The sequence below is a fragment of the Luteolibacter sp. genome (assembly GCF_039920825.1).
Lineage (GTDB): Bacteria > Verrucomicrobiota > Verrucomicrobiia > Verrucomicrobiales > Akkermansiaceae > Luteolibacter.
On the sequence record NZ_JBDSCX010000023.1, the window covers coordinates 39,488 to 63,256 of the forward strand.

A 23,769-nucleotide genomic window follows, 5' to 3' on the forward strand; every position below is an offset into this window, starting at 1 on the left:
AAATTAGCGTTGGTTTTCAGGGGAGTCGATGGGCCGTTCGGCCATTTCCCCGTCGTAAGCGCGCAGCGGAGCCTCGACGTGGATGGTGGTTCCCTGACCCGGCGCGCTGGTGATGGCAAGAGTGCCTTCGAGACGTTCCAGGCGCTCCCGCATTCCCTGCAATCCGAAATGCCCTTGGACCACCCCGACCTGTTCGCCGGGAACAAATCCCGAGCCATCGTCACGGACCGTTAGAGAAATCCGCTCTGGATCATCCAAAGTCCGGATATCGACACCGACCACCTTTGGCTTGCCATGACGAATGGCATTGTGGAGCGATTCCTGGACAATCAGCAGAAGATTTCCGGCGACGAAATCCGGCACGCGGGACAGGTCGCCCTCGGAATGGACTTCGATGCGCGCGGACTGCCCAGCTCCTAACCGATCTGCCAGAGCATCAAGCGCCTCGGGCAGTTCCATTCCATTGAGCGGAAGCGAGCGCAACGCCCAAACCGAATTGCGAAGCTCGTCCACGGCGTGATTCACCATGCGCTTGGCCACCTTCAGATGGCTCGGCGGGCCATCACCGGCGGAAGCGCCCACCACTTCGGATTCACAGGCTTCGATTTGAAAACCAAGACCGCTCATCGTCTGGAGCAGCGTGTCATGGAGATTGGCCGCCAGACGGGTGCGCTCGCGCAGGGTCGCTTGAAACTCGATGGCAGCATCGCGGCGGGCATGCATTTCCCGCGCGAGCTGTAGGGTTTTCCGCCGCACCTGGCGTTTCAACTGGAGGCTCCAGACCAAGGCTCCGCCCAGTGCTAACAGCATCGCCGCCAGCACCGCGGTGAGATGGCCCGCCGTCCACCACGACGGCTCGCTGAGCACGACCACATCTGACGGACCACGCAGGATCAGGTTCAGGTTTTCCGGAACCGTTCGCGAGATCCGGGGAAGAACGTCCTTGGTCGCGTAGTCGAGCTGAACCAGCCCGGTGATTTCGAGTTCACTGCCCGGCAGCAGCAAGTCAACCGGCCCTGCCTTTCCATTGTATAACAGCGCACGGAAAATCAGGTCGCCCTGATCCTCCTTCCCCGTTTGTTCCAAGGTGAGCGTGCGCAGGCCGTTGCCACGGGGCTCGGAGCGCACGGCGAGCAACCGGGCCCGGCAGCGGATCAGGTGGCCATCATAGTCATGGGGAAGCGCGACCTGAGCCGTCTCGACCGCCACCTTGTTGAGTTCGAGGATTTCACCGGGGCTGATCGACACCGGCTCGGGCGGCACCCCGGTTCCGGTCTTGCGCACGCTGGCATCGCACAGCGTGCCGATGAGCCGCGAAATTTCCACAAAGCCCGCGGCCTCCACCCGGTCGCCAGGACGCAGCTCGATGGATGACGTCGTTTCCACGCGCACCGCGCTATCACCCTCCTGCAGATAGAAAAACCTGCCGCCTAACGAATAGATCACCGTTCCCTCTACTTTCACCCGATGCGGTCCCAGCGGCTCCGTCCGGAACGGCAGCAAACGATCGAGCGCCACCCACGGCACCTCGTCGGACGGCGGAGGCGGTTTCTCCACCACGAGGTCCTCGGCCACGCTTGAAAGCACTCTAACTCCCGTCGATTCGCCGCGGGTGTTGAAATGCGTCGCTGCTACCCCCTTCAGGCTGATTTCGGAGTCCAACAGCTTGGCCGGATCGGGGACGGACGCCGCGCTGCTGAGTTGCGCGGTAAAACGGCCGGGATTGGCATCCAGCAGCAAGGTGATCCCGTCCCCCACCGGATAGTAGCCCTGCACCACTCCCCTCACCTCCACCCGCTGGCAGTCGGCGGAGCCATTGAAAAAACGCGAGGGTTCCATCAGCAACGCCTTGGGCATGGGCTTCCTGCCGATGACGCGCAGGGTCGCCGGGATGATCTGCGGGGCATACCCTCCCGGATCGCTCACGCCGGTGATCTCGACTTCCGTGCCCTCGCGAAGATGATCGAAGGCGTTCTTTCCCGATTGGAATAGCTTGCGCTTCCTCGCCTCGACAAAATCCACCCAGATCCCGGCGGAGTCATCCTGGATCGTCAGGTTGTCACGCGCGTTCCTCCATGTCACCACTCCCCGGACGCGGATCGTTTGCGCCTGCGCCGCCTGTTCGCGGGAGAGCTGGCGGACGTCCGCGATGCGCGTCAGCATCTCGTCCGCGGTCGCATCACCGGACAACCCCATCAACAAAAAGGCGATGAGGATCCTGATGGGTTTGCGAACCGATGGAGCACCGAGTGCCTTGGATACCGCTTTGGGATGAATCAACATGAACTCGACAATCCGTGCGACAGTCGAAAATCAATCCCCTGAAGTAAATCAGAAAGGTTGGATAGCGCGAAGCAGCGCATTCGACGGCCGATCGGCCAATAGACCAGTGGATGCGGCCATCACAGAGTGCTTCTCGAAAACGCTCCATGAAACCCCACCTAACAATTTTCTATCTTTCCGTTCTGTTCGCTGGCATCGGCAATGCGGATGAAACCCACCCCCGGATGACCAGTGCCGCGAAAACGACACCCGAGGGCCCTTGGAAGGAATATCCGACGCGGCTCGTCAGCTCCCTTCCCGACTACCAATCCACGACGGATCCCGCGCGTTCGACTTATGGCGGCAGCCGGTCGGTCCGGAGCACCGCCAGCGGATTCTTCCGGACGGAAAAATCCGGCCGCCGCTGGTGGCTCATCGACCCGGAAGGTTACCGCTTCATCAATGTCGGGGTGGTCGCAGTTGCTTCTCCGGGAGGCAATACCAATTCCGAATCATGGACTGAAACAACCTCCAATTTTTTGCTAGATCACGGATTCAACGGCACCGGAGCCTGGTCGGATACCACGAGGCTCCGCTCGGGCAAGCGCCCGATGGCTTACACGATGATTTGGAATTTCATGAGCTCGTATGGCTCGAAACGCGGAGGCATGTATCAGCAGGCCGGCCACATGGGTTATCCCAAGGATTGCATCTTCGTCTTTGATCCCGGGTTCCCGGATTTCTGCGACGAGTATGCGAAACGCCTCACCGCCACAAAAAGCGACCCATGGCTGCTAGGCCATTTCTCGGACAACGAGCTGCCGTTCTACAAGAAAGCGCTCGATAACTTCCTCAAGCTGCCGCCTGAAGATCCCGGCCGCAAGGCGGTGAACGAATGGCTGACGGAACGCCGGAAAGAACATCCGGAGGAAAAAGGAATCACGGATGGCATGCGGCGGGAATTTCTCGGATATGTGACCGACCGCTACCTGAGTATCACCACCTCAGCCATCCGCAAATACGACCCCAACCACCTGTGCCTTGGACCACGTTTCACCGGACAGGCCTTATCATCGAAGTCCCTGTTCCAAGCGGCCGGCCGCCATCTCGACGTCATCGCGGTCAACTACTATCACGCATGGTCGCCCGATCCAGTCCAGACGGGGCAATGGACGGAATGGTCGGGAAAACCCTACATAGTTACCGAATGGTATGCGAAGGGAATGGACTCCGGGATGCCCAATACCACCGGCGCGGGGTGGGTGGTGAAGACCCAGGAGGATCGGGGGAATTTCTATCAGAACTTCACGCTCGGCCTGCTGGAATCCGGCGGATGCGTCGGATGGCATTGGTTCAAATACCGCGACAACGACCCGAACGCCAAGGGCGCGGATCCCTCGAACCTCGATTCCAACAAGGGCATCGTGAACCTGAAACTGGAACCCTATCCGCCGCTGGTGAAGGCGATGGCCGAGCTCAACCGGCAGGTTTACTCACTGGCCGAATACTTCGACAGGAAAGCCCGCTGACCCATGAAGGCGTTCGTTCAGGGACGCTTCGCGGCATCCGCTTCGATCCAGCTCCAGAGATTGGCTAGGCCGGTTTTGACGGACTCCTTCGCCGCTGATAGATCGCCGCCGGGGGCGTGTTTGCCGAAGAGGTAGAACTTGATCTTCGGCTCGGTGCCGGATGGGCGGACGGCGAACGAACGGCCGTCCTCGAGATCGACGAAGAGCATTTTCTCCTTGGGAATCAGGTCGCCTTCCTGGTCGAAAATGTCTTGTTTGGCGAAATCGCGGACGCGGAGGACGGCGGAACCATCGACTTCGGTCGGCGGACTGTCGGCGTAGGAATTGGCGAGGGCCGCGATCTTGGCCGCGCCGTCGGCACCTTCCATGACGAGGGATTTGCCGATTTCCAAATAGTAACCGTATTCGGTGTAAACGTCGTCCATCAACTCGGTCAGCGTCTTGCCGACAGATTTCGCGTAAGCGGCGACTTCGGCGAACATGAGGGTCGCGCCGTTGGCATCCTTGTCGCGGATGGCGTCGGAACCGAGGTAACCGTAGCTTTCCTCGCCGCCGAAGACGAAGAAGCGGGAGTATTCGAGACGCAGCGCGCGGGTCTGTGCTTCCGTTAGCGAGCGATAATCGCCCTTCTTGTCGGCGGGGATGGCCTCCTCGTATTTGCGGAGCTTGCCGGCGATGTATTTGAAGCCCGTTAGAGTATCAACAATGCCGACGCCGAAGCCATCGGCGATGGCGTGCTGGAGTTCGGTGGTGACGAAAGTCTTCACGAGCACGGCGCGGCTGCGGTTCGCATTGGTGAGCCAGCCGAGTTCGAAGCAGGCTTTCAGGCGATACCATGCCATCAGCGAGCCGATCTGATTTCCAGTTAGAAGAACCATCTTGCCTGCGGTATCGCGGACGGCAACGCCCATGCGGTCGGCGTCGGGGTCGGTGCCGATGACGATTTCCGCGCCGGATTTCTCAGCGAGATCGATGCCCATTTGCAGCGCGGGTCCGTTTTCCGGATTCGGCGATTCCACGGTGGGGAAACGACCGTCCTGGATGTCCTGCTCAGGGACCGTTAGAACTTCGAATCCGAGGCCGCGGAGCATCGGGACGTTGATGTGGCCGCCGGTGCCGTGGAGGTTGGTGAAGACGATCTTGGTCTTCGCGCCTTCAAGCAGCGATGGCTGGAGCAGCAGGGTTTTCAGGCGGCTGATGTAAAGCTCGTCCATTTCCTCACCGAGAATGGTGACCGTGCCGCGCGCGGATTCGGCTACGGGCTCGTAACGCTCGCTGGTGATCGCGTTGACCTCGTTGATGATCGCCGTGGCATGCGGATCAACGATCTGCGCGCCGTCGTTGAAGTAGGCCTTGAAGCCGTTGTCGTGGGACGGGTTGTGGGAAGCAGTTAGAACAACACCGCCATCGGCGCGGAGTTCGCGCACGGCGAAGGAAAGCTGCGGAGTGGCGCGCGGGCCGTCGAACAGATAGGCATCGCAACCGAGATCCGCGCAGGTCTTCGCGCAAAATTCCGCGAAGTCACGCGAGAAGTGGCGGGTGTCGTGGGCGAAGACGAGCACCGGCTTGCGCGATGGACCGGCGAATTGTTTCGCGTAGGCGATCAACCCGCGGACGGCGCGGCTGACGTTGTAGAAATTCATCGTCGCAGTGCCGACACACGGATGCTCCGGGCGATCGTTCGGCCCGCCTTTCCCCTGCTCTGCCTTCGTCACGACGCGGCCTATCGTCCGACCGCGCAAGCCGCCGGTGCCGAAAGCGAGGGTTTTGAAAAAGCGGTCGTTGAGCTCCTCCCATTCGCCGGCGTCCACGAGTTCCTGAATCGCCAGTGGCGCGATCGCGCTCGTCGTCCCGTCGAGCAGGGACGCGATGTTGGTTTTCGCGGATTCGAGCAGGCTGCCATTGGCAACCGCGGCGGTGAGGGATTCTTGGAGGGCACTCATTTCAGAACGGATCGTAGAAAAAATCCCGTGCATGGCAACCCCGTGCGTTTCGGATTTTTCCGGGGTGAAATAGCCTTCCCATATCAAGACCCGCCAGATTCCAAATCACCGGCTGATCCAAAGCGATTCCCGCTGACGGATCCATTCTCACAAGGGCGCATCCCGCACTTCCGCTTGACTTGCGCCGCCCACGAATCGAAACAGTCCCTATGAAGACACTCCTCTGCCTGGTCGCCCTCCTGTTCTGCGCGGTGCGGTCCGAAGCCGCCTACCCGCTTTTCCTGAACGGCGAATTGTCCTGGAACATCACCGAACCGCAGGCCGGATTCAAGCTGAAGGGTGATATTCAGAATCTCAGCCCCGTGGGAACCGGCCCGATCAGCCTGATCCTCTGGGCAACCAAGACTCCTTACCCGTCTCAGGGAGTCATTGTCGCGCACTACCCGCTCCCGGCACTTCCCGGCGGTTCCCAGTTCTCGGATTTCACCGTGAAAACCCCATCCGATGTCCCGGCCACTCTCAATGGCGATTACTATTTTACCATCGCCGTCGTGGAAGACGTCGGCGGGACTGCTTATAACCGGTTGCTGGTGGCCACTGGAACCAAAAACCTCGTGAACGGTGTTTTCACGGATCAGGACAAATGGACGATCCCCGCCAAGCCGATCATCGACCCGCCGGCCAAGATCAAGGTCGGCGATATTTACACCTTGAGCGAGAAAGCGACCGGGGAATTCAACCGCTTCCCGACCGCCTGGCAGACTGAAATCAAGCTGACCGCCCAGACCAAAACCAAGATCACCTTCGAAAGCGAAAACCGAAAGGCTGCGGTTTCCTACACCTACGCGGTCGTGAAAACCAAGCTTCAGGGTAAAAACGAATGGACCGGGAAACTGATCATGACCTACGGCGCGATCAACAACATTACCTTCAAGGACACCGTCTATCTCTACTTCACCGGGCCGTATTCAGGCACCTACAAGAGCACTGTGACTGGCTATTTGTTTGCAGGTGACTATGGAAAATCCGTCACCTGGGGCACCTTCAAGCTGAAGTAAGGTGACGGAAACATCAGCCTAGTCGTCGGCCCGGACCGCGACTACGATCCGTCGCCCCCGATGCTTCGACTCATTCAAAACGCGATCGCCAAGCGCGACGGCCTCCTCGATTCCGCCACCAACGCCGTCCGCCTCATTGATGGCAGCGGCGACGGTCTTCCCGGCCTGATTCTGGAAACCTACGCGGGCCGCTGGTTGATTTCCACCACTGCCGCTCATCTCCCGCCGGCCGTCAGCGAATGGATCCGCGACCAAGGAGTTTCCTGTTATTGGAAACGACTCGACCAACACCAGAAAGAATCGCCAACCCATCTGGCAGGGCCGGAAGTATCGGAACCGTTCTTAATGTTAGAGAATGGCATCGCTTCCGAAATCTCATTCCAGTCCGGGTACTCCCAAGGCATTTTCCTCGATCAGCGCGACAACCGCGCCGAAGTCCGCAGGCTGATGGCTCCCGGCCTGCGCCTGCTGAACACCTTCGCCTATACCGGAGCCTTCTCCGTCACCGCCGGAATGGCCGGGGCGGAAACCACCACGCTCGATCTATCACAACCGTATCTCGACTGGGCGAAGCGGAATTTCTCCCACAACGGCCTCGATCCCGCAGCGCATCATTTCTGCAAGGGCGACACATTTCACTGGCTCCGCCGCTTCGCGAAACAAGGACGCACCTTCGACGGCATCGTCCTCGATCCACCGACCTTCTCGCGCGATGAAAAGGGCAAGGTCTTCCGCGTGGAGGAAAACTTCGGCGAGCTCGCGGCCCTCGCGATCGATATTCTGTCGCCGGATGGCTGGCTGCTGTGTTCGACAAACTGCCGCAACCTCGGCCTCAACGATTTCCAAAAACAACTCCGCAACGCCTCGCGCCGCGCGATGAGTGCCCGCCATTCCCCCATGCCGCCGGATTTCACCGATGAACCTTATTTGAAATCCGTGTGGCTCAAATCATGAGCGGGGAAACCGGAAATCCGCCCGCACTGGTGAAGCCGCTGATCTCCGAACGACGGCTGCTGCTCTTGCTCGCAGCCGTGCAGTTCACCCACATCGTGGACTTCATGATCATGATGCCGCTGGGACCGCAGCTCATGCGCGAGCTAGGCATCAACACCCTGCAGTTCGGAGGACTCATCTCTTCGTTCGCAATCACGGCGGGCGTCGTCGGGCTCGCTGTCGCTCCGTTCGCCGACCGTTTCGACCGGCGGAAACTGCTGCTGTTCTGTTATGCCGGATTCACACTGGGCACCCTGGCCTGCGGGCTTTCCAACAACACCGCGACCCTGCTTGTCGCCCGCGCCATCTGCGGCGCGTTCGGCGGCGTGAGCGGGGCCACCATCATGGCCATCGTCGCCGACGTGGTGCCGCCGGAACGCCGGGCGCACGGCATGGGCGTCATCATGACCGCCTTCTCCGCGGCGGCGGCACTCGGAGTTCCGTTAGGACTGAAGATCGCGCAGTGGTGGAAATGGGAAGGCCCGTTTCTAACTGTCGCGGCGGTCGGCGCGGTCGTGTGGATCGGCCTGTTCCGGATTCTACCCCCCGTCCGCGGCCACCTGACGGAGGACAAGGTGAAATCCGTCAGCGATTTTCTCGGACTGCTCAGGGATGGCAACGCGTGGACCGGGCTCGCGCTGATGGCGACAATGGTTCTCGGTCATTTCACGCTCATCCCCTACCTCGCGCCGCATCTCGTGGGAAATGTCGGACTGCCTGAAACCAACCTGTTCCTCATTTATCTAACTGGCGGACTGGTGACCGTGTTCACCGGACCGCTGATCGGGAAACTGGCCGACCGCCACGGCCGGTTCCGGGTGTACTGCGTGCTGGTCGGCGTCGCCTGCGTGGTCATCCGGCTGTTCACCTCGTCCGGACCGCAGCCGGTCTGGCTGGTGTTGCTGATGGCCGCATTTTTCTTTGCCTGCGCGAACGGCCGCTTCGTTCCCGGCCAAGCGGTGATTTCCCTGGCGGTCCCTCCCGCGCGGCGCGGAGCCTACATGAGTCTGGTCGCCTGCTCGCGCGACCTCGCGGCCGGCCTCACCGCCACGTTGGGAAGCCACATCGTGATTCAGGGTGCAAACGGACGGCTGCTGCATTTCGACCGGCTCGGCTGGCTCGCCATCGGTGCGAGTATCATCAGCCTTTGGATCTTCAAGCGGTTGAAAACGGTCGAATGATGCGTGTTCTCATCTACACCATCGGCAGCTCGGGCGACGTCCATCCGTTTGTTCAGTTAGGGCTGGCCTTGCAGGAGCGCGGGCATGAGATTTTTTTCATCACCAGCGGACATTTCAAATGGCTGATCGACAAGACAGGCTTCGGATTTCGCGAACTTGGGACGGAGGAAAGATTTCAAGAAGTGCAGGATGATCCGAACTTGTGGCATCCGGTCAAGGCGCTGCCAACCGTGATGAAACATGCGGTCGCTCCGAGTTATGAGCCGATACTCGCTTACGCCCGCGAACTGAATCTGCCGGGAAAAACGGGGATGCTGTGCAGCTCGCTCGCATTCGGCGGCAGAAATGTTAGGGACTTGCTGGGAATCCCGATGGTGTCGGTGCACCTCGCGCCTTCGCTCTTTCCAAGTTCCTATCGACAACCGGTTTTGCATGGAATGTTGATCGGACAACGTGCGCCGAAGTTTCTCAAAACGCTGCAATGGAAAATCGCCGCCAAGGTCATGGATGCGATGATCTGTCCCGAGCTGAACCGCTTCCGCAGCGGCCTCGGGCTACCGCCTTTGCGCAACATGATCTTCGATGGCTGGCACTCGCCGGACCGGGTGATCGCGCTGTTTCCGGAATGGTTCGCCGCGCAGCAGCCGGATTGGCCACAACAAACGCGGCTGACGGGGTTTCCGTTGTTCGACGAAAAAGGCATGCGCGAAGTCCCCGCGGAGTTGGAGGAATTTCTATCAGCCGGTGAGGCTCCGGTGGTTTTCACTCCGGGCAGTGCGATGAAACACGGCCATGCGTTTTTCGACGAAGCGGTGAAGGCGTTGAAGCTGATGGGACGCCGGGGAATTCTCCTCACGCCCTTTCTCGAAACGATTCCCGCGAACCTGCCGCCGGAGATCCGGCATTTTTCCTATGTGCCGTTCAGCCAGGTCCTGCCCCGTGCCGCGGCGTTGGTCTATCATGGCGGCATCGGCACCTGCGCGCAAACCTTGCAGGCTGGCATTCCCCATCTGATCCAGCCAATGGCGCACGACCAGCTCGACACGCTCAGCCGCGTGAAAGATCTCGGCGTCGGCGATGGCATTCATCCCAAGCACTTCAAGGCGAAGCGCATCGCGGAGGTGTTGGGGGCTTTGTTGGGAAATCAAGAGGTTCGAAAGCGCGCAAAAGAAATGGCCACGCGTTTCACTGACACGGACTGGATGAAAAACACTTGTGAGCTGATCGAGGAAACGCTGCCGGCGGTCATAAAGTCGTGACCGCGGACCGCCATTCCGTTGATAGGTCAACGTGCGATTCCGGAGATGGGATTTCCGTCCCCATATTTTTCAAACTCCGTCGCAGACGGAAACTTTGGACTGCGGTGAAAGCCGCAGGCGCATCACCGCTTTGGGGGTGGAGGCCGGGTTTTTCCAGGCTTGCTAGATGAAGAAAAAAGCCCGCATATCCCGGCTTTTTCGAATTATCAGATATATAAGGAACGTCGGAGCCCCCTCTCAAAGCGGTGATACTCACCGCAGTCCAAAGGTCTGTCGCGTCCCGGTGTCGATTATCACAGGGAGAAAAACCGGCCGATTGTCACAAGATCGTCACTGACAAGAGGCTGGATTCCCGATTTCATGCCCGCGAATGACTTCCCCGACCGAAGAAGACGCGCGATTCGCGAGCGAGCAACTGGCAACCGGTTGTGACACGATGGTGCGGCTGTTGAACGGACTGCTCGATTCGAAAGGCCGCGTCGCCGAGGAGGTCCACGCGATCCGCAAGCTGGGAAAATCCCTGCGCGGTGGATTCTCGCTTTTCCGGCTGGGGAAGAGTTCGGCGAAGGAAATCCAAGTGATCGGACGGCTGTTATCGGGCCCGCGCGATGCGGTTTCCCGGCTGAGCACGTGGAAAAAGCTCGCATGGGAAGGTGACCCCGGCACGACAGCGGCGATTTACGGGCTGCTCGAACAACAAACGCACTCGGCGGCGCGTCGCCCTCCGGTCGAGACGATTTCCTGGTGCGTGGAACGGGTCGATGCCGCCCGCAACAACCTGTTGGAACTGCCGGTGGAAACCTTGGCGGCCCGGATGGAGGTCGGCATGGAAAAACTCGGCAAGCAGGTCAACAAACGCTGCAAAAAACTCGAAGGACGCGGTGAGGAAAATTTCCACGATGCGCGCAAAGCCCTCAAAGCGTACCTCGGAGCCCTCGGTTTCCTGCCGGAAGGAGCGATCCCGCGAGATCCCACGATGGTCGAACTCACCGAAGTGCTGGGCGACGAGAACGACCTCGCGACGCTTTCCCATTGGCTGGAGGAACATGGTTTCACCGCCGATTTCGTTCCCGGCCTTTGGAAAAAGCTGACGGAATCCCGGAAATTGCTGCAAAAAAGGACAACGCTGGATGCGGCGCTATGGGTTGCCGCCCGCAAATCGCAAACCGGGCGGTAATTTCCCCCGATTCGCGAGCACGAGGGTTGCGCACCGTGCATTTTCCACTATGGAAAGGGCGTCCCGATTGGTTCTTCCCTTCATCCCACTTCCATCGCCATGCCCGCTCGTCTTGATTTCCGCAGCCGCCACTTAGGTCCCGTTGGTTCTGATCGGGAGGAAATGCTTAAAATTACCGGTTATCCGTCGCTTTCGGCGCTCATCGATGCCGCCGTTCCCGCCGGCATTCGGATGGACGGCGCGCTGAGTTTGCCACAGGCGAAATCCGAACACGACGCGCTCGCCTGGCTGAAGTCGATCATGTCGAAAAACCGGGTGATGAAGTCGTTCATCGGCCAGGGATATTCCGGCACGCACACGCCCGGCGTCATCCAGCGGAACATTCTGGAAAATCCCGGCTGGTACACCGCCTACACGCCCTATCAGGCGGAAATCGCGCAGGGCCGGCTCGAGGCGCTGCTGAATTTCCAGACGATGATCACCGATCTAACTGGCCTGGATGTTTCCAACGCCTCGCTGCTCGACGAAGGCACCGCCGCCGCCGAAGCAATGAGCCTCGCACTGGCCGGCAAGCCGAAGGGGAAGGCCATCTTTGTTTCCGACCGCTGCCATCCGCAAACCATCGACGTGGTGGTCACGCGTGCGGAGCCGCTCGGCATCGAGGTGGTCATCGGCGACTGGCAGACGTTCGATCCGGCGGATTGCGAAGGGCTTTTCGCCGTGCTCGTCCAGTATCCCGACACCCGCGGCCGCATCGACGACTTCACGAAATTTTTCACCGAAGCGAAAGCCGCCGGAGCGGTGACTATCGTCGCCTCCGATTTGCTCGCACTCACCGTCCTCAAGGCACCCGGTGAATTCGGCGCGGACATCTGTGTGGGAAATTCACAACGCTTTGGCGTGCCGATGGGCTTCGGCGGACCGCACGCCGGATTCATGGCCTGCGCCGACGCATTGAAGCGCAAGATGCCGGGCCGCCTGATCGGCGTCTCGGTGGATTCGCGCGGCAAGCCCGGCTATCGCTTGTCCCTGCAAACACGCGAACAACACATCCGCCGCGACAAGGCGACCTCCAACATCTGCACCGCGCAGGTGCTGTTAGCAGTGATGGCGTCGATGTATGCCGTGTATCATGGCCCTGAGGGACTGAAGCACATCGCCAACACAGTTCACTCCCGCACCGCGGAACTCAAGACAGCACTCACCGCCGGCGGGGTGCTCATCGAAATCGGACCTTTTTTCGACACGATCGTCGCCAAGGTCGCGGGAAAAGCGGACGCGGTTCTATCAGCAGCCGCCGCTTCCGGCATCAACCTCCGCCGCATCGATGCGGATCATGTTGGAATTTCCTTCGATGAAACTTCGACAGCCGATGACATCGCGGTAATCGCCGCCGCCTTCGGAGTGAAAGTGGGTGCAAAGGAAGTTTCCGGAGTCGCATGGCATGAAGGGCATTCGCGTGGCACGACTTTCCTCACTCAGAAGGTCTTCAACAGCTATCACTCGGAAACGGACATGCTCCGTTATCTGAAGCGTTTGGAATCGAAGGATCTCGCGCTCAACGAATCGATGATCGCCCTCGGTTCCTGCACCATGAAGCTCAACGCGACGTCGGAAATGATGCCAATGAGCTGGCCGGAAGTTTCATCGCTGCATCCGTTCGTGCCCGCCGACCAGAGTCAGGGCTACCGCGAAATGCTATCGGTGCTCGAAGGCTGGCTCGCCGAAGTCACCGGCTTCGCGGGCGTGTCGCTCCAGCCGAATGCCGGATCGCAGGGAGAATACGCCGGTCTGTTAGCAATCCGCCGCTACCACCTCGCGCGCGGCGACTCGCACCGGAATATCTGCCTCATTCCCGTTTCCGCCCACGGCACGAATCCCGCTTCCGCAGTCATGGTAGGGATGAAAGTCATCGGCGTGAAATGCGATACGGATGGCAATATCGACGTCGCCGATCTCGCGGCGCGCACCGAAGAACACCGCGACAATCTGGCGGCACTGATGGTGACCTATCCATCGACGCACGGCGTGTTCGAGGAAACCATCCGTTCGATTTGTGAAATCATCCACGAAGCCGGCGGCCAGGTTTATATGGACGGTGCGAACATGAACGCTCAGGTCGGCCTGACGTCTCCCGGCCTGATCGGCGCGGATGTCTGTCACTTGAATCTCCACAAAACCTTCTGCATTCCGCACGGCGGCGGCGGTCCCGGCGTGGGTCCCATCGGCGTGGCCAAACAACTTCTCCCCTATCTTCCCGGCCATTGCGAACTCGATTCCAAGGAAGGTGCCGTCTGTTCCGCACCGTGGGGCAGCGCTTCGATCAACACGATTTCCTGGATGTATATCGCGATGATGGGCCCCGACGGACTAACCGAAGCCACCGAGGTCGCGATCCTGAATGCGAACTACATCGCCAAGCGGCTCGAACCGTTTTTCCCGATCCTCTACACCGGCAACGACGGCCGCGTCGCCCACGAATGCATCATCGATGTGCGTCCTCTATCCGATCAAAGCGGCATCACCGTCGAGGACGTCGCCAAGCGCCTGATGGACTACGGCTTCCATGCGCCGACCATGAGCTGGCCGGTCGGCGGAACACTGATGATCGAGCCGACCGAGTCCGAATCGAAGCCTGAGCTCGACCGGTTTTGCGACGCGATGATTTCCATCCATGGCGAAATTTCCGCCGTCATCAGCGGCGAGCTGGACGCGAATGACAATCCTCTCAAACACGCGCCGCATCCTTGTGAGACGGTCTGCGGAAATGATTGGCCGCATTCCTACAGCCGCGAGCAGGCCGCATTCCCGCTTCCCTATCTGCGCCAGCATAAGTTCTGGCCGTCGGTCGGACGCATCGACAATGTGCATGGCGACCGCAACCTGGTTTGCACCTGCGACTCGGTGGAAGCTTACGCGGAAGCCAACTCATGATGTCGGAATCGCCCATCGACTGGACGATCTGGCAGGGCGAAATGCTCGCCACCCTGATGTTCGTCATCAAGGACGGGCAAATTCTTCTCATCGAGAAAAAGCGCGGGCTCGGAGCCGGAAAAATCAACGGCCCGGGCGGCAAGATCGAACCCGGCGAAACGGCGCTCGAAGCAGTGATCCGCGAGACGCAGGAAGAACTGTTGGTCACGCCGCACGACCCGGTAAAACTAGGAGAGCTGCGATTTTCCATGTCGGACTGCCCCGACATCCTTTGCCATGTCTATCGATCGGAAGATTTCAGCGGCACGCCCACCGAGACGGATGAAGCGGTGCCCGCATGGACCGCGCTGGATGAGATCCCCTATCACCGGATGTGGGAGGACGACCGGCATTGGCTGCCGCTGGTGATCGAGGGAAAAACCTTCATCGGCAATTTCATCTTCGAAGGCGAGCGGGTGCTTTGGAAGGAAATCCTCACCGACCTCGTCTGGTGAAATGAAAAGGCCGCTTCCCCTGCGGAGAAACGGCCCGGTGATTTATTTCGTTAGATCGCTCAGAGAGCCGCCTTGGCGGCGTTGAACTTGGCGACAAGCTTCACGAGCTCGGCTTCGGCCTTGGTGATCTCCTTGCTGAGAGCAAGCAATTCGACCAGCTTGGCATCGAAGCCACCCGATACGGAAGCCTTCGCTGCTTTCGCGGCCTTGGGGGCTTTTGCAGCCTTGGGAGCCTTGGCGGCTTTCACAGCGCCCTTTTTCGCGCCGCCTTTGACACCGGCTGCTTTCAACCAAGCCATCACGGTAAGCGGGGAAACCTTGAATTTGGCGGCAGCCTTGCTTTGTCCGCCACGGCCGTTTGCTTCATTGTAGGAAACGGTGAAATCGACAACCTCCTGCTTTTGCTCGTCGGTATAACGGGTGCCGGCCTTGCTCTTGCCTGCTTTGGCTTTCTTCGGAGCTTTGGCAGCTTTCGGCGCCTTGGCGGCCTTCGGCGCTTTTGCAGCTTTCGGTGCTTTTGCTGCCTTCGGCGAAGCAGAGCCCTTCAACCAGGTGGCGATCGTCAGTTGTGAAATTCCGAATTTTTCGGCAGCTTTGCTCTGACCTCCGCGGCCATTTGATGCGTTGTAGGCAACTGTGAAGTCGGTGACTTCTTTCTTCTGTGCGTCCGTATAACGAACTCCCTTGGTGGATTTCTTCTTGGTGGTAGTACTCATGACGAAGGCAAGCTATAATTCATGAACCCGCTAGCAAGCACAAATCCGATGCCTGGATTTACATGAATCGGATGCTATGCCATGCCACTATCTATTTCCTCACCTGACATGACCGCCATCAGAGCTGATCTGTCATTCATATCCGTAAGCCAATAGTCACAACCCTCCTTCACTTTCGGCCGGGCAACCACACCTCCGAATCCAATGAACACATCGACATCCGGTTTGGTTTCCATATCGGATATTCCATCACCTATCATCACCACGCGTTCAGGCAGAATGGCATGTTTCCATTCACGGATGACTTCGTTTTTCCCGAGATTGCGCGTGGTGGGATAGTCCTCACCATAGCCTTTGTAGGTTCCGTCCTCATTAAGATAAAGCGGCACCGCCTCCACATGGGCAACGCCCAGTTGCTTTGCGAGAGGCTTGATCAATGGTGCGAATCCACCTGAAAGAATCACCACCAACCATCCCTCCTCCTTCGCCTCGCGAACGAAATCGGCAACTCCGGGAACCAAGGTGTTCATATAACGATTCTTCACCACGTCGCAGACTTCGCGATCCGGACGGATCATCTCCATTCTTCTGGGAAATACTTCGGTGATCGGCACCTCTCCATTCATCGCCGCATGGGTCAGTTCCACGACTTTAGAGAACACTTCATCACCCCGCGCATGGGCGAGTTCATCGATGCCCTCGATCGTGGAAAGTGTGGAATCACAATCAATGAACAGCAACTTGCCGCGCCGCTGGGTCGCAGGTTGGATCTCAAGTTCGGTTCCTTCAGACACCAGACCGAACAGCTCGATCATCTCTTCGTTGCCCAGACGGATGCATCCGCTGCTTGCCGTCTGACCGAGATTGTCCTCCTGATTGGTCCCGTGAATATAGATATTCCGCTCCAATGTATTGGCGTTTTCCGCATCCAATCCTTCAAGACGCAGGATGCGGCTGAGAACCAGATCACCTTCGATGGCATCACCCGGATTCCATTGGCCTACGGGCAATCTCATTTTGAAAATCGTTCCGGCAGGTTCGCCATCGCCGATTTTTTCCGAGATCCGGAATCGTCCCGTCGGCGTGCGGTAGGTATCCAACTGGAATCCCATGCCCTTGGCAGCGGTGGAAATGTCGAACCGGCGGATACATTGATCGCCCTCGATGACGTTCAATTCCTGATCATCGATGGAAACAACAAGTCGGCGGGATGGGCTCATGGTGGTGTCAGAACAAGTAGCGCGTTATGCCCGCCCATTCCGTGGGAAAGCTTCTGAATCGGCCCGGATGCATCAAGCACCTGATCGGGAAGTGAAAATCCGTGCGGTGCGTGAAGGCCGGAAAGGTTGGGCGGAAGCTGCCGGTCACGGGCGAAGCGGGCGAGGATCACGGATTCTAACAAACCACTCGCTCCGATGGTATGCCCGGTGAAAGGTTTCAACAAATGCAGGGTCGGCCGCGCATCCGGAAATGCCCGGCTCAACGCGGCGGGATCGGCAATCGCCTGCACGCCGGTGCCGGTGGCGTGGGTGCAAACCGCGGCGGGCTGACCGAAGAGCTGGATCGCCTTTTCCAAAAGCTCCGGCGTGCGCCCGCCATCAACGGGAATCCCCACCGGATCGCAGGCATCCGCATTGCAGCCGTAGTGAAGCAGGCTGGGAAAATTTCCTTCGCGGCATTCTATGGCCATCGCCGCGGCTCCTTCCGCGGGAATGAATCCCGAGCTTTTCGGATGATACGGATCAGATTCAAGTTTGCCTGCCAACAGACCCGACGCCGCATAGTTATCCAACAAAATTGGAACCAGCGGCAGATCGACGGCGACCGCCAAAGCCCGCGGCGCGACACCCGACCGCACCAGCATCATTGCGATACCCACCGCATCCAGTCCGGCGGCGCAACCGCTCGCAAGCACATGATTCGGTCCGGTGATGCCGAATTCGATGGTGATCGCCGATGCCGGTTCGCTGTGAATCGTATTGCTCGCGGCCATCAGCTTGAACGGACGGCGGCCGGGCCACGGACCTAACCAACCCGCCGCATTCCCACGGCTTGTGCCGACAACCAATGCGGCGTCACGCAAATCTCCGGCACTCCAACCCGCTTCGGCGACCGCCTGCCTCGCAACGTGCAGCGCCGCCATGGTCGCGGGACTCCATTTGCGGTTTACCAGCAGTTTACGCTCCGCGATCCAGGCACCGGGGCGCGATGCGTGGGGGCTATCCATTCCTAATAATTCACCCAGTTTGCGAAACGGCACCTGACGGGCCAGCAACGCCTCACGATGCGATGCCACGTCCGAACCCAGAGCGGATAGAGCGCCGAGGCCGGTGATCGAAAGCGGTGGTTGGCGGGTCACGGGTGATCAGGCAGGGCAACTCCCGCAACGATTTTCAAAGAGTGATCTGTGCTCCCAGCTCGACGACGCGGCCGGGAGGAAGCTGGAAATATGCGGTCGCCGGAGAGGCGTTGCGGGCCATCACCGCGAACATCGTCATGCGGAAACGATCCATGAATGTCGCTTTCTTGCCGACTCCGTAGGTTTCGCGGCCGAGGAAATAGGTGGCCTTGCCCGGTTGGAAACGGGCCTTCTCCGGCATGCGGTGTTTCAAGGCATCCGGCACGTCGGGAGTGTCCGCGAAACCAAAACGCAGGGTGGCGCGGTGGACGCCGTCGCCGAGATCCTCGTAGTCCATGATGTCGTCCGGATTCGAGTGCGGCTGGTCGATCGTCATGACATGAAGGAGGATGACCTGCTGATGGAGCACCTGGTTGTGCTTGAGATTATGCAGCAATGCGGTGGGCACTTGCAGGCCTTTGCCACTCATGTAAATCGCCGTGCCGGACACGCGATGGATTTTTCCTTTGTGTAAATCCTTGAGCAGGACATCGATCGGCAGAGAGTCCTGCATGATCCGCGCATACAAACGTTTGCGGCCCCATATCCAGATGAGCATGACGGCCATGACACCGCCGGCGACGACCAGCGGAAGCCAGCCCCATGGATAGATCTTCAGGGCGTTCGCAGCGAGGAACGCACCGTCAAGCGCCAGGAACAATCCTGTCACCACGCCGGCTTTCAGTTTCGACCAACCCCACACTGCACGCGCCGCCGAGAAGAACAGGACGGAGGTGATGGTCATCGTCAGCGAAATCGCGATGCCGTACGCACCCGCGAGTTTCGACGATGTTTCAAAGGTGATCACTAACAAAATACAGGCCGCCGCCAAGATGTGGTTGATGACCGGCACATAGACCTGTCCCATCGAATGCTCCGAGGTGTACAGGATCCGGACCCGCGACAGACAGCCAAGCTGCACCGCCTGGGTGGTCAGCGAGAACGCGCCGGAAATGAGCGCCTGGCTGGCGATGATCGCCGCGAATGTCGCCAGGATCGTCAGCGGAAGCTGAAGGAAATCCGGAGCGAGCAGGAAGAACGGACTGCGGATCGCCAGCGGATCCGCCGTTAGAAGTGCCGCTTGGCCGAGGTAGTTCAACACCAGAGCGGGCAGCACCACGGAAAACCAACCGACGCGGATCGGCGTTGTTCCGAAATGACCGAGGTCCGCATAAAGGGCCTCGCCACCGGTCACCGCGAGGAACACCGCCGCCAGCAAAGGCATCGCGTGTTCCCACTCGTGAAACAAAAAGTGCAGACCCGTGTAAGGATTCACCGCCCACAACACGGCCGGATGATGGATCACTCCTCGGACGCCCAGCACGGCGATCGTGCCAAACCATAACAGAACGACGGGACCGAACAATTTTCCGACATTTCCCGTGCCGAATTTCTGGATGGAAAACAGGCCTATCAGAATCAATACCGACAGCGGCACCGTCCAGTGGGCCAGCGCCGGAGCACTCACGGACAATCCTTCCACCGCACTCAAAACCGAGATCGCCGGAGTCAGCATGCCGTCGGCATAGATCAACGCCGCACCCGCCAAACCGAACAGCAGGATTTTCCTCGGATCCTTGCCGCCGAGAGCGCGCATCGCGCCGCGGATCAATGTCGAGAGCGCCAGGATCCCGCCCTCGCCCTTGTTGTCGAGTTTGAGGATGACGAACAAATATTTCACCGAGACCACCAGCAGCAGCGACCAAACGATCAGCGACGCGGCACCGACGAGGTTGGCGGGATTGATCGGCGCTCCGTGGGAGCCGGAAAAACATTCGCGGAACGCATAGAGCGGACTCGTTCCGATATCACCGAAAACAATGCCCAAGGCTGCGATCGTGGTCACCGCGAGGTGAGGTCTATGGCCGGAATGGCCTCCGTGTGGTTCACTCATCGTTGCGAAGCGGATCGCTCGCGGGGGCTAAAAACCATTTCCCGCCCCGGCTGACCAGCCAATTTACAGCACTGCAAAATCCCCCATCATCGGACTTGGCGGGGCCGCCCCGCGTGCTCACTCTGCCGCCGACTTACGAATGAGCACTGTTTTGGAAACCATCGATGGCGGCACCCGCTATCTCGAAAAACGCGGGATCGAGGATGCCCGCCGCAACATGCAAATGCTCGTCGCCCGCCAACTCGGCTGCACGCGGATGGATCTTTATCTCCGTTTCGACCACATGATCGAGGAATCCGACCTCGCTCCGCTGCGTGAAACCCTGAAGAAGCGCGGTGAAGGCATCCCGCTCCAACACCTGCTCGGCACCGTCTGGTTCCACAAACTCGAATTCAAAACCGACGCCCGCGCCCTGATCCCCCGCCCCGAGACCGAGGAACTCGCCGAGTGGATCTTAAAATGGGACCTCCCCGCCGATTCGCAAGTCCTCGACATGGGCTGCGGTTCCGGCGTACTCGGCCTTACCCTCGCCTCCGAACGGCCCGGCTGGAACGTCACCCTCGCGGACGTTTCCCCGGACGCCCTGTCCCTCGCTCAGGAAAACGCCGGCCGCCTGGAAATTCAAAATGCCACGTTCCTCGAAAGCGACCTCTTCACCGCCATCGACGCTGAGTTCGACGGCATCGTCGCCAATCTCCCTTACGTCCCGGACTCCGAACGCGCCACGATTTCCCGCGAGGTCACTCACGATCCCGCCCTCGCCCTTTTCTCCGGCCACGACGGCCTCGATCTCATCCGCCGCTTCATCCCCGAAGCGTTCCACCGTCTGAAACCCGGCGGCTGGCTCGTTCTGGAAATCGGTCACGATCAGGCTTCACAAGTCTCTGAAATTCTCAAAGCCTCGTCCTTCACCCACATTGAGGTAAAAACCGACCTCTCCGGCATCGCCCGCTTTCCGTTCGCCAAGCGTCCCTGATTTCCTTTGGAAGAAATTCACTTAGAACCCAATGACAGCACAAATCATCGGAGGCTCCATTCTGATCGTGCTGTCTCTGACGTCAATTTGGGCAATCGCAACCCGCTATCCCTGGAGTCAGAAGCACCTCCCCTTTCTTTGTAAATGGGGTAAAGGTGGCCTGCATTGGCCTGCCTCCAAAGGAGGAGCGCTGCTGGGTGCCTTCTTTGTATTGAATATCGGACTGCTCGCAGCCTTGGAGTCCTCATATCCGGCGTTATTCAAGTATCTGCGTTACAGTGGCATTGGTTTAGTAGTTGCCGCGATACCTATGGGTATCAAAGACTACCGAAGCCACCGCAAAAATACAAAAACTGCCGCTATATCAGCAGCGAATGCAGTAAAGCGCCCCCTCTAAAATCTCCCATCCCCTATCCCCTATCTCTTCATGGACAAACTCGTAGTTCACGGCGGCTCCACCCTGCGGGGCGCGATCAACATTTCCGGTTCCAAAAACGCCTCGCTGCCCATTCTCGCCGCCGCCCTGCTCACCGAAGAAGACTGCATCATCCGCCGCGTCCCCGATGTCTCGGACACGAACTACATGATCCAAATCATCAGCGCCCTCGGTGCGGATGTGGAGCGTTCCTCCGGCACCGTTCGCATCACCTGCGCCGATATCATGGACGAGGCTCCCTATGAACTCGTCCGTCGGATGCGCGCCTCCGTCTGCGTCATGGGCCCGCTGCTGGCAAGAAAAGGCCGCTGCGTCGTCTCCCTTCCCGGCGGCTGCGTCATCGGTGACCGCCCCATTGATTTGCATTTGCGCGGGTTCGAAGCACTCGGCGCGAAAATCGAATTCGAAGGCGGAAACATCACCCTCACCGCTCCCGACGGCTTGCGCGGTGCGGAAATCGACCTCCGCGGCACCCACGGGCCGACCGTTCTCGGCACCGACAACGTGATGATGGCCGCCACCCTGGCAGAAGGCATCACCGTTATCGAATCCGCCGCCGCCGAACCCGAGGTCCTCGATCTCGCGAATTTCCTCAACTCGATGGGCGCGAAAATCACCGGAGCCGGCACCCGCCGCATCGTCATCGAAGGCGTGAAAAAACTCCACGGCGTCGAGCACACCGTCATCCCGGACCGCATCGAAGCCGGCACCTTCATGGCCGCCGCCGCCCTCGCCGGTGAAGGCGTCACCTTGCACCGCGTTTGCCGCGACCACATGAAAGCCATCACCGCCGCGATCGAGCTTTCCGGCCATCGCGTCGAATTCAACGAATCGGGCTGCTCCTGCACCATCCATCGAGGCGATGTCCTGCAAGGCGTGGAAATCACCACCGCCCCCTACGCCGGCTACCCCACCGACATGCAGGCCCAAATGACCGCGCTGTTAGCCACTACCCCCGGCATCAGCGTCATCAAGGACACCATCTTCCCGCAGCGCTTCATGCACTGCGCCGAACTCAAGCGGATGGGCGCCGACATCAAGGTGGACAATGGCACCGCCGTCGTCCGCGGCGTCGCCCAACTCTCCGCAGCCCCCGTCATGGCCTCCGACCTCCGAGCCTCGGCCGCCCTCGTCCTCGCCGCCCTAACCGCCAAAGGCTCCACCGAAATCTCCCGCCTCTATCACATCGACCGCGGCTACGAGCACATCGACGAAAAGCTCCTCATGTTAGGAGCGAATGTCGAGCGGGTGAAGGATCGGTGAGCTGGCTGGCTTTCGTAACGGCGGAATCAGGAAAAGTCACTTGGGTTTAGACTTGGTGCGATATTCACCTCTATCAGGGTTGTAGAAGTAGTAACCTTCTTTGACGGCTTCTAGTTTTCCAGTGACCTTGTTCTCCCTAAGAATCCGTTGAACGTCAGCATCGTTCTTCGGGTCCGGAAATTCCAAGACCAAAACGGTGTCCGTAACGTCGCCGTAACTCTTTTTGATGTTGTTCTGGGCAAATTCCGTCGTGAGGCGAGCGGACTTGTCATCGACTCTGATTTGGTGAACGTGAATATCGTGGTCAATCGCGAAAGTCTTGATGCGCCACTGGCACTCGGGCGCGAACCAAAATTGAACGGTGTCCGGCACAATCTTAGCCGGGTGCTCAACCTCTTGCAAATAGCTGCTCTCAACGGTGAGGATCGCGAGAACCAATGTAAATGGGTTTGCCATTGCTTTTGATTGCAGGGTAACGTGACCAACTCCAAACTTCTATTTCTGCAACCGTGATCACGGCAGCTTCCACGCCGCTTTGTATTTCTGATAGTCCGCCACGGGCAGCAGCACGTAGAGCGGATGCCGGGCGGGATCGATGCGGGAGATTACCCATTGCAGTTTCGGTTTTTCCATGGTGGTGCAGCCTGCGGTGGGCTTCGTGCCGCCGCCGCGCCAGATGTGAAAGAAGATGGAGGAGCCGGCATTGGGAACGGCGTTGGGCGGAGCGTTGTGGGCGATGAACAGTTTCAGCGCGTGTGCGTCGTCATCTTGTTTCATCTGCTGCTTTTTCTCCCAAGCCGTGGCGGGCTCGTGGTCGAGCAGGATGTGCTGGTTGTATTGCGGCGATGCCGAATCCTCGACCCACAGATCCCGCGAGGTGACCTTTTGATAGAACTGCGAGGGACTCTTGCGGACGGTGGAATCGTAACCCCACGCGCCACCGATGGAAAACACTCCGGCGGGAGAGCGGTTGTCGCCCTCCTTTTTCGTGACAGCTCCGTTAGGCACCGGGCTCAGGCCTTTTCCCCAGACGAGCCCGCTTTTGCCAAGGCGGGCTTTCCACGAATCACCGACGGGCTTCCAAGCACCGCCGGATTTTTCATAGAAGGTGAGGGTGACATTCGAGCTGTCCCAACCGTCCGAGATACCGACAACGCATTGGCTGGAATTCGAGGGCAGCTCGAAGGCGGCCGCTGGCAGGACGGCGAGGAAAAGGAGGAGCAGGGATTTGAAAAACATGGCGGGGATCGGATGGT

At 59.4% G+C, this 23,769-nt stretch carries 19 protein-coding genes; 11 read left to right on the forward strand and 8 right to left on the reverse strand.

What is annotated here, in order from left to right:
- Positions 1-3: 3 nt before the first annotated feature.
- A complete protein-coding gene (locus ABIQ96_RS05835) occupies positions 4-2,283 on the reverse strand; it encodes a sensor histidine kinase (RefSeq protein WP_348213622.1) in 2,280 nt (759 codons plus the stop codon).
- A gap of 146 nt (positions 2,284-2,429) precedes the next feature.
- Between ABIQ96_RS05835 and ABIQ96_RS05840 the strand changes: the two genes are divergently transcribed.
- A complete protein-coding gene (locus tag ABIQ96_RS05840) occupies positions 2,430-3,791 on the forward strand; it encodes a hypothetical protein (protein WP_348213623.1) in 1,362 nt (453 codons plus the stop codon).
- A 17-nt stretch (positions 3,792-3,808) separates the two neighbouring features.
- On the opposite strand, the gene ABIQ96_RS05845 is transcribed toward ABIQ96_RS05840, so the two are convergent.
- On the reverse strand, positions 3,809-5,734 hold the full coding sequence (locus ABIQ96_RS05845) for a phospho-sugar mutase (protein WP_348213624.1): 1,926 nt from the start codon (positions 5,732-5,734) through the stop codon (positions 3,809-3,811).
- A gap of 209 nt (positions 5,735-5,943) precedes the next feature.
- On the opposite strand from ABIQ96_RS05845, the gene ABIQ96_RS05850 reads away from it, so the two are divergent.
- From ABIQ96_RS05850 to ABIQ96_RS05880, 7 genes are all read left to right on the forward strand, one after another.
- The gene (locus tag ABIQ96_RS05850; RefSeq protein WP_348213625.1) at positions 5,944-6,792 is read left to right on the forward strand and encodes a hypothetical protein; all 849 of its coding nucleotides are present in this window, start codon (positions 5,944-5,946) and stop codon (positions 6,790-6,792) included.
- 60 nt (positions 6,793-6,852) lie between these two features.
- The gene (locus ABIQ96_RS05855; RefSeq protein ID WP_348213626.1) at positions 6,853-7,746 is read left to right on the forward strand and encodes a class I SAM-dependent rRNA methyltransferase; all 894 of its coding nucleotides are present in this window, start codon (positions 6,853-6,855) and stop codon (positions 7,744-7,746) included.
- Positions 7,743-8,966 carry an MFS transporter gene (locus tag ABIQ96_RS05860; protein ID WP_348213627.1) on the forward strand — a complete coding sequence of 408 codons (1,224 nt, stop codon included), beginning with the start codon at positions 7,743-7,745 and terminating at the stop codon, positions 8,964-8,966. The genes ABIQ96_RS05855 and ABIQ96_RS05860 overlap by 4 nt, the downstream gene beginning before the upstream one ends.
- Entirely contained in the window at positions 8,963-10,225 is a 1,263-nt protein-coding gene (locus tag ABIQ96_RS05865) for a nucleotide disphospho-sugar-binding domain-containing protein (RefSeq protein WP_348213628.1), read from the forward strand. The genes ABIQ96_RS05860 and ABIQ96_RS05865 overlap by 4 nt, the downstream gene beginning before the upstream one ends.
- 370 nt (positions 10,226-10,595) lie before the next feature.
- Positions 10,596-11,402 (forward strand): CHAD domain-containing protein, encoded by an 807-nt coding sequence (locus tag ABIQ96_RS05870; RefSeq protein ID WP_348213629.1) that lies wholly within the window; start codon positions 10,596-10,598, stop codon positions 11,400-11,402.
- A 99-nt stretch (positions 11,403-11,501) separates the two neighbouring features.
- Positions 11,502-14,336: an aminomethyl-transferring glycine dehydrogenase gene (gcvP, locus tag ABIQ96_RS05875; protein ID WP_348213630.1), complete on the forward strand. Its 2,835-nt coding sequence runs from the start codon at positions 11,502-11,504 to the stop codon at positions 14,334-14,336.
- Positions 14,333-14,830, forward strand: coding sequence for an 8-oxo-dGTP diphosphatase (locus tag ABIQ96_RS05880; RefSeq protein ID WP_348213631.1), 498 nt, complete (start codon positions 14,333-14,335; stop codon positions 14,828-14,830). Before gcvP ends, ABIQ96_RS05880 begins: the two co-directional genes overlap by 4 nt.
- 59 nt (positions 14,831-14,889) lie before the next feature.
- Here ABIQ96_RS05880 and ABIQ96_RS05885 read toward each other — a convergent pair whose 3' ends face one another.
- The 4 genes from ABIQ96_RS05885 to ABIQ96_RS05900 all read right to left on the reverse strand — a co-directional run bounded on the left by ABIQ96_RS05885 (position 14,890) and on the right by ABIQ96_RS05900 (position 19,790).
- Positions 14,890-15,546 (reverse strand): hypothetical protein, encoded by a 657-nt coding sequence (locus tag ABIQ96_RS05885; RefSeq protein ID WP_348213632.1) that lies wholly within the window; start codon positions 15,544-15,546, stop codon positions 14,890-14,892.
- Between the two features lie 74 nt (positions 15,547-15,620).
- Positions 15,621-16,766 (reverse strand): HAD-IB family phosphatase, encoded by a 1,146-nt coding sequence (locus tag ABIQ96_RS05890; RefSeq protein WP_348213633.1) that lies wholly within the window; start codon positions 16,764-16,766, stop codon positions 15,621-15,623.
- A complete protein-coding gene (locus ABIQ96_RS05895) occupies positions 16,763-17,905 on the reverse strand; it encodes a beta-ketoacyl synthase N-terminal-like domain-containing protein (protein WP_348213634.1) in 1,143 nt (380 codons plus the stop codon). Before ABIQ96_RS05895 ends, ABIQ96_RS05890 begins: the two co-directional genes overlap by 4 nt.
- 34 nt (positions 17,906-17,939) lie before the next feature.
- On the reverse strand, positions 17,940-19,790 hold the full coding sequence (locus tag ABIQ96_RS05900) for a potassium transporter Kup (protein ID WP_348213635.1): 1,851 nt from the start codon (positions 19,788-19,790) through the stop codon (positions 17,940-17,942).
- Between the two features lie 187 nt (positions 19,791-19,977).
- On the opposite strand from ABIQ96_RS05900, the gene prmC reads away from it, so the two are divergent.
- Genes prmC through murA form a run of 3 tightly spaced genes read left to right on the forward strand, consistent with a single transcriptional unit; the run spans position 19,978 to position 22,513 of the window.
- Positions 19,978-20,814 carry a peptide chain release factor N(5)-glutamine methyltransferase gene (prmC, locus tag ABIQ96_RS05905; RefSeq protein WP_348213636.1) on the forward strand — a complete coding sequence of 279 codons (837 nt, stop codon included), beginning with the start codon at positions 19,978-19,980 and terminating at the stop codon, positions 20,812-20,814.
- Between the two features lie 31 nt (positions 20,815-20,845).
- Positions 20,846-21,211: a hypothetical protein gene (locus tag ABIQ96_RS05910; protein WP_348213637.1), complete on the forward strand. Its 366-nt coding sequence runs from the start codon at positions 20,846-20,848 to the stop codon at positions 21,209-21,211.
- A gap of 30 nt (positions 21,212-21,241) precedes the next feature.
- Positions 21,242-22,513 carry a UDP-N-acetylglucosamine 1-carboxyvinyltransferase gene (gene murA / locus ABIQ96_RS05915; RefSeq protein WP_348213638.1) on the forward strand — a complete coding sequence of 424 codons (1,272 nt, stop codon included), beginning with the start codon at positions 21,242-21,244 and terminating at the stop codon, positions 22,511-22,513.
- A 36-nt stretch (positions 22,514-22,549) separates the two neighbouring features.
- On the opposite strand, the gene ABIQ96_RS05920 is transcribed toward murA, so the two are convergent.
- Both ABIQ96_RS05920 and ABIQ96_RS05925 read right to left on the reverse strand, forming a co-directional pair.
- Positions 22,550-22,969, reverse strand: a complete 420-nt coding sequence (locus ABIQ96_RS05920) for a hypothetical protein (protein ID WP_348213639.1) — start codon at positions 22,967-22,969, stop codon at positions 22,550-22,552.
- A gap of 57 nt (positions 22,970-23,026) precedes the next feature.
- A complete protein-coding gene (locus ABIQ96_RS05925; protein ID WP_348213640.1) occupies positions 23,027-23,752 on the reverse strand; it encodes a L,D-transpeptidase family protein in 726 nt (241 codons plus the stop codon).
- Positions 23,753-23,769 lie beyond the last annotated feature (17 nt).